The following is a 5459-nucleotide window of genomic DNA, read 5'->3' on the forward strand; positions in this document are numbered from 1 at the left end:
ACAAGTACCGTGTTGAAGGTGACTTGCGTCGTGAAGTAAGCATGAACATTAAGCGTCTTGTTGATATCGGTTCATACCGTGGTATCCGTCACCGTCGCGGTCTTCCAGTTCGTGGTCAAAACACCAAGAACAACGCACGTACTCGCAAGGGTGCTAAGAGAAGCCGTTAATCCAAAAAATAATATAAGGAGGTTTATTGATGCCTGCAAAGAAAACTGCTCGTAAGCGTCGTGTGAAGAAGCACGTTGAAAGTGGCGTGGCTCACATTCACTCAACGTTTAACAACACTTTAGTTATGATTACTGACGTTCAAGGTAACGCCGTTGCCTGGTCTTCAGCTGGTGCTTTGGGTTTCAAGGGTAGCCGTAAGTCTACTCCATTTGCTGCGCAAATGGCTGCTGAAGCTGCTGCTAAGAGCGCAATTGACCAAGGTATGAACCACATCGAAGTATCAGTTAAGGGCCCAGGTTCTGGTCGTGAATCAGCAATCCGTGCTCTGCAAGCTGCTGGTCTGGAAATCACTTCAATCCGTGACGTTACTCCAGTACCTCACAACGGTTCTAGACCACCAAAGCGTCGTCGTGTTTAATAAAATCTTACTTTGAGACGTGCGTTTTGAAAGGGGCCCAGTAATGATTGAATTTAAAAAACCAAATATTACCGTCGTGGATCAAGAAGACAGTTACGGTAAGTTTGTCGTTGAACCGCTGGAGCGTGGGTTTGGTACTACCTTAGGTAATTCACTGCGTCGGGTTTTGCTGACTTCTGTTCCAGGGACCGGTTTGGTGAAGGTGAAGATCGATGGTGTCTTGCACGAATTCACTACTGTTCCCGGTGTTAAAGAAGACGTAACCAAGATCATCTTGAACCTGAAGAAGCTTGAACTCAGAGCCTACACTGAAGAAGTAAAGACGATCGAACTCGACGTTGAAGGTCCAGCTACGGTAACTGCTGAAGATTTAAAGGCTGATGCTGATGTTGAAGTCTTGAATCCTGACCAATACATTTGTACCATCGCTCAAGGTGGCCACCTGCACATGTGGATTGATGTCTGCAACGGCCGGGGCTACGTACCAGCCAGCGAAAACAAGACTGCTGAAATGTCTATCGGCGACATTCCAGTTGACTCACTTTTCTCACCAATCGAAAAGGTCAACTACCAAGTTGAATCAACCCGGGTTGGTAAGAGAGAAGACTTTGACAAGCTTACCCTGGAAATTTGGACAAATGGTTCAATCGCTCCGAATGACGCCCTCAACTTTGCCGCTCGTGTTCTGGTAGAACACTTCAAGGCCTTCGAATCAGCTGACGCTGCTGCCGAAATCGGCGAAGTTATGGTAGAACAGGAGAACGACCAAAAGGAAAAGAAGCTCGAAATGACTATCGAGGACCTGGACCTTTCAGTTCGTTCATACAACTGCTTGAAGCGGGCTGGCATCAACACCCTGCAAGACTTGACTGTTAAGTCAGAAGCAGAAATGATGCGGGTACGCAACCTGGGACGTAAATCATTGGAAGAAGTTAAGAATAAATTGGCAGACCTGGGTCTTTCACTTCGTCAAGAAGACTAGTCTGTAATAAAGGAGGCACATTAATGTCATACCGTAAATTAGGTTGGGACAGTAGTCAAAGAAAAGCTATGCTCCGTGAAATGACTACCCAATTGATCATTAACGAACGCATCGTCACTACTGAAGCTCGCGCTAAGGAAGTACGTCGCACTGCTGAAAAGATGATCACTTTGGGCAAGCGCGGTGACTTGGCTGCAAGAAGAAAGGCTGCTGCTTTTGTACGTAACGAAATCGCTGATATCCACGAAGAAGGCGACGAAGTAGTTGTTAAGTCAGCACTTCAAAAGCTCTTCAGCGACGTAGCTCCTCGTTACAAGGACCGTAACGGTGGTTACACCCGGATCATGAAGCTGGCAGTTCCTCGTAAGGGTGACGCAGCTCCTATGGTAGTTTTGGAATTGGTTTAATTCTCAAGCTGCAAATTTAATACTTTTTGAAATTATTCATGAAAGCGAGAATAAGCGCGATGATGATGGGGAAACCTTAGTCTAGCTTAGATGGTTCGATATCATCCCTCTTCATGGATGATTTTTTTTTCGCTTTTTTTCTGTCACTTGATACAATAGAAGGAAATGAGCAAATAGGTGGTGACGCGATGAGCGACAATATTATTTCTTTTGACCATGTGACTTTTACTTACCCAGACAGCCCGCGGCCAGCGGTGTCTGACCTTTCTTTCGCGATTGAGCGGGGAAGCTGGACGGCTTTGATCGGCCATAACGGCTCCGGCAAGTCGACGGTTTCTAAATTGATCAATGGCCTGCTGGCACCAGATGATTTGGATAAGTCCACCATTATGGTTGACGGGGTCAAACTGGGGGCTGACACTGTTTGGGACGTTCGAGAAAAGGTCGGTATCGTCTTCCAGAATCCTGACAATCAGTTTGTCGGAGCCACGGTCAGTGACGATGTCGCTTTTGGCTTGGAAAACCGGGCTGTCCCCCGGCCAGAAATGCTGAAAATCGTCGCTCAGGCGGTCGCTGACGTCGGTATGGCTGATTATGCTGGCAGCGAGCCCAGCAACCTCTCAGGGGGGCAGAAACAGCGCGTAGCGATCGCCGGCATCCTGGCGGTCAAACCCCAGGTCATCATCCTGGATGAATCGACCTCCATGCTGGACCCGGAAGGCAAGGAGCAGATCTTGGACCTGGTCCGGAAGATCAAAGAAGACAATGACTTGACGGTTATTTCCATCACCCACGACCTGGAAGAAGCAGCAGGGGCTGACCAGGTTTTGGTCTTAGACGATGGCCAGCTGCTGGACCAGGGCAAGCCGGAGGAAATTTTTTCCAAGGTGGAGATGCTGGAGCGGATCGGCCTGGACATTCCCTTTGTCTACCGGCTCAAGCAGCTGTTGAAGGAACGGGACATTGAGCTCCCGGATGAAATTGATGATGAGGAAAAGTTGGTTCAGAGCTTATGGCAATTAAATTCGAAAATGTAAGTTACGTCTACAGCCCCGGCTCACCGCTGGAAGCTATCGGTCTGGACCAGCTGAATTTCAGCCTGGAAGAGGGGAAGTTCATCGCTTTGGTTGGCCACACGGGCAGCGGCAAGTCGACCCTGATGCAGCACTTTAACGCGCTGCTCAAGCCCACCAGCGGCAAGATCGAAATCGCGGGCTACACTATTACCCCCGAGACTGGCAATAAGGGCTTGAAGGACCTGCGCCGCAAGGTGAGCCTGGCCTTTCAGTTCCCTGAGGCTCAACTCTTCGAAAACACGATTCTAAAGGACGTTGAGTATGGGCCAAGGAACTTTGGCTTCAGTGAAGATGAGGCCCGTGAGGCGGCCTTAAAATGGCTTAAAAAGGTGGGTCTGAAAGACGACTTGATTGAGCATTCGCCATTTGACTTATCTGGCGGGCAGATGCGGCGGGTGGCCCTGGCTGGGGTTTTGGCCTACGAGCCGGATATCATTTGTTTAGATGAGCCGGCAGCTGGCCTGGATCCAATGGGGCGGCTGGAAATGATGCAGCTGTTTAAGGACTACCAGGCAGCCGGGCATACGGTGATTTTGGTAACCCACAACATGGATGACGTGGCTGATTACGCCGACGACGTCCTAGTTTTGGAACATGGCCGCTTGATCAAGCATGCCAGCCCTAAGGAAGTTTTTAAAGACAGTGAATGGCTCCAAAAGCACCACCTGGCTGAACCCCGCAGCGCCCGTTTTGCCGCAAAACTTGAGGCAGCCGGCTTAAAGCTGCCGGGCCAGCCTTTGACCATGCCGGAACTAGCGGATGCGATCAGCCAAAGCTTGAAGGGGGGAGAGCATGAGTAAGATTATTATCGGCCGCTACCTGCCGGGTACGACCTTTGTCTACCGGGTAGACCCGCGGGCCAAGCTGCTGACGACTTTTTACTTTATCATCATGATCTTTCTGGCCAACAACTGGGTCAGCTATCTGGTGATCAGCATCTTTGGCCTGGCCTGCGTTTTCGCGACGGGACTGAAGGCCAGGGTCTTTTGGGACGGGGTCAAGCCAATGATCTGGCTGATTGTTTTTACCTCTCTTCTGCAGACCTTCTTCATGGCCGGTGGAAAAGTCTACTGGCACTGGTGGATATTTACCCTGTCCAGCGAAGGCTTGATCAATGGTTTGTACGTCTTCATCCGTTTTGCCATGATCATTCTGGTGTCAACAGTGATGACGGTGACGACCAAGCCTCTGGAAATCGCGGATGCTATGGAATGGATGCTGATGCCGCTCAAGCTCTTCAAGGTCAACGTGGGCATGATCAGTCTGGTGATTTCGATCGCCTTGCGCTTCGTGCCGACCTTGTTTGACCAGACGGTCAAGATCATGAATGCCCAGCGGTCCCGGGGCGCCGACTTTAACGACGGCGGCCTGGTCAAGCGGGCCAAGTCAGTGGTCCCGATGCTGGTGCCGCTTTTTATCGATTCTTTGGAAGTGGCCCTGGACTTGTCCACAGCCATGGAATCCCGGGGCTACAAGGGCAGTGATGGCCGGACCCGCTACCGGATTCTGGAATGGAGCAAGGTGGACCTAATTCCGGCTGTTTACTGCCTGCTGTTGACAATTTTGATGATCACGACAAGGATGCATTGATGACGAGCAGATACAAATTGACATTGTCCTATGACGGCCATGACTTTCATGGTTTCCAGTCCCAGCCGGGGCAAAGAACGATCCAAGGGACGGTAGAGGAGATCCTCAAGCGGATGACCAAGGGCCAGGAAGTCCGGGTCTTTGGGTCAGGCCGGACTGATGCCGGAGTCCACTCAGTCGGGCAGGTAATTCATTTTGACTATCCAGGCCGGGAAATTCCGGCGGCCAACATGATCAAGGCCCTAAATTCCCAGCTGCCGATGGATATGGTTTTTACCGACTGTGAAATTGTGGATAAAGATTTCCACTCCCGCTTTTCCGTCAAGGGGAAGTGGTACCGCTACCGGGTCAGCCTGGACAGCTTCGTGAACCCCTTCAAGCGTTTTTACACCGGCCATTATCCATATCCGGTGGATGTGGATAAGATGCAAGAAGCCGCCAAGGACCTCCTGGGCCGGCATGATTTTACCAGTTTCGCGGCCAGCGGCGGGCAAATTGAGGACAAAGTCCGGGACATGTACTATGTCAACGTGGCCCTGGATGAAGAAAACAACGAAGTGATCATGGACTTTATCGCGACCGGCTTTTTGTACAACATGGTCCGGATCCTGGTGGCCACCTTGCTGGAGATCGGCAATGGTCGCCGGCCGGTTCACGACTTAAAGCGGGTGATCGCGGCCAAGAACCGGCTGGAGGTCCAGCAGACCGCCCAGGCCAGTGGCTTGTACCTCTATCATGTCTTTTACGAGGAAGTACCAAGAAAATATCGGCTCGACCTTGATTTATAATTGACATTTTGGTATTTAGGACATATG

Annotated in this window: 8 protein-coding genes; all 8 read left to right on the top strand. The window is 50.6% G+C overall.

All coding sequences use genetic code 11. The features are described from left to right. Positions 1 to 170, top strand: a 170-nt coding sequence (gene rpsM, locus ACI32D_RS09005) for a 30S ribosomal protein S13 (protein WP_439776243.1), incomplete at its 5' end; no start/stop codon positions are given. A gap of 29 nt (positions 171 to 199) precedes the next feature. Then, on the top strand, positions 200 to 589 hold the full coding sequence (gene rpsK, locus ACI32D_RS09010; RefSeq protein ID WP_201330222.1) for a 30S ribosomal protein S11: 390 nt from the start codon (positions 200 to 202) through the stop codon (positions 587 to 589). A gap of 43 nt (positions 590 to 632) precedes the next feature. Then, positions 633 to 1571, top strand: coding sequence for a DNA-directed RNA polymerase subunit alpha (locus ACI32D_RS09015; protein ID WP_270447288.1), 939 nt, complete (start codon positions 633 to 635; stop codon positions 1569 to 1571). 23 nt (positions 1572 to 1594) lie between these two features. After that, positions 1595 to 1978: a 50S ribosomal protein L17 gene (gene rplQ, locus ACI32D_RS09020; protein WP_002878136.1), complete on the top strand. Its 384-nt coding sequence runs from the start codon at positions 1595 to 1597 to the stop codon at positions 1976 to 1978. A 188-nt stretch (positions 1979 to 2166) separates the two neighbouring features. Continuing rightward, entirely contained in the window at positions 2167 to 3015 is an 849-nt protein-coding gene (locus tag ACI32D_RS09025; protein WP_439776239.1) for an energy-coupling factor ABC transporter ATP-binding protein, read from the top strand. After that, positions 2991 to 3854: an energy-coupling factor transporter ATPase gene (locus ACI32D_RS09030; protein WP_439776240.1), complete on the top strand. Its 864-nt coding sequence runs from the start codon at positions 2991 to 2993 to the stop codon at positions 3852 to 3854. The genes ACI32D_RS09025 and ACI32D_RS09030 overlap by 25 nt, the downstream gene beginning before the upstream one ends. Then, complete coding sequence (locus tag ACI32D_RS09035; protein ID WP_439776241.1) at positions 3847 to 4644, top strand: energy-coupling factor transporter transmembrane component T family protein; 798 nt, start codon at positions 3847 to 3849, stop codon at positions 4642 to 4644. Before ACI32D_RS09030 ends, ACI32D_RS09035 begins: the two co-directional genes overlap by 8 nt. Then, positions 4644 to 5432, top strand: a complete 789-nt coding sequence (gene truA, locus ACI32D_RS09040; RefSeq protein WP_439776242.1) for a tRNA pseudouridine(38-40) synthase TruA — start codon at positions 4644 to 4646, stop codon at positions 5430 to 5432. The genes ACI32D_RS09035 and truA overlap by 1 nt, the downstream gene beginning before the upstream one ends. The last annotated feature ends 27 nt before the right edge of the window (positions 5433 to 5459 follow it).

The organism is Lactobacillus sp. (genome assembly GCF_051873315.1).
Taxonomy (GTDB): domain Bacteria; phylum Bacillota; class Bacilli; order Lactobacillales; family Lactobacillaceae; genus Lactobacillus.

Bases quoted from the DNA above. Each gene is read 5' to 3' on its own strand.
- rpsK (WP_201330222.1), top strand. From the start codon at position 200: ATGCCTGCAAAGAAAACTGCTCGTAAGCGTCGTGTGAAGAAGCACGTT.
- ACI32D_RS09015 (WP_270447288.1), top strand. From the start codon at position 633: ATGATTGAATTTAAAAAACCAAATATTACCGTCGTGGATCAAGAAGAC.
- rplQ (WP_002878136.1), top strand. From the start codon at position 1,595: ATGTCATACCGTAAATTAGGTTGGGACAGTAGTCAAAGAAAAGCTATG.
- ACI32D_RS09025 (WP_439776239.1), top strand. From the start codon at position 2,167: ATGAGCGACAATATTATTTCTTTTGACCATGTGACTTTTACTTACCCA.
- ACI32D_RS09030 (WP_439776240.1), top strand. From the start codon at position 2,991: ATGGCAATTAAATTCGAAAATGTAAGTTACGTCTACAGCCCCGGCTCA.
- ACI32D_RS09035 (WP_439776241.1), top strand. From the start codon at position 3,847: ATGAGTAAGATTATTATCGGCCGCTACCTGCCGGGTACGACCTTTGTC.
- truA (WP_439776242.1), top strand. From the start codon at position 4,644: ATGACGAGCAGATACAAATTGACATTGTCCTATGACGGCCATGACTTT.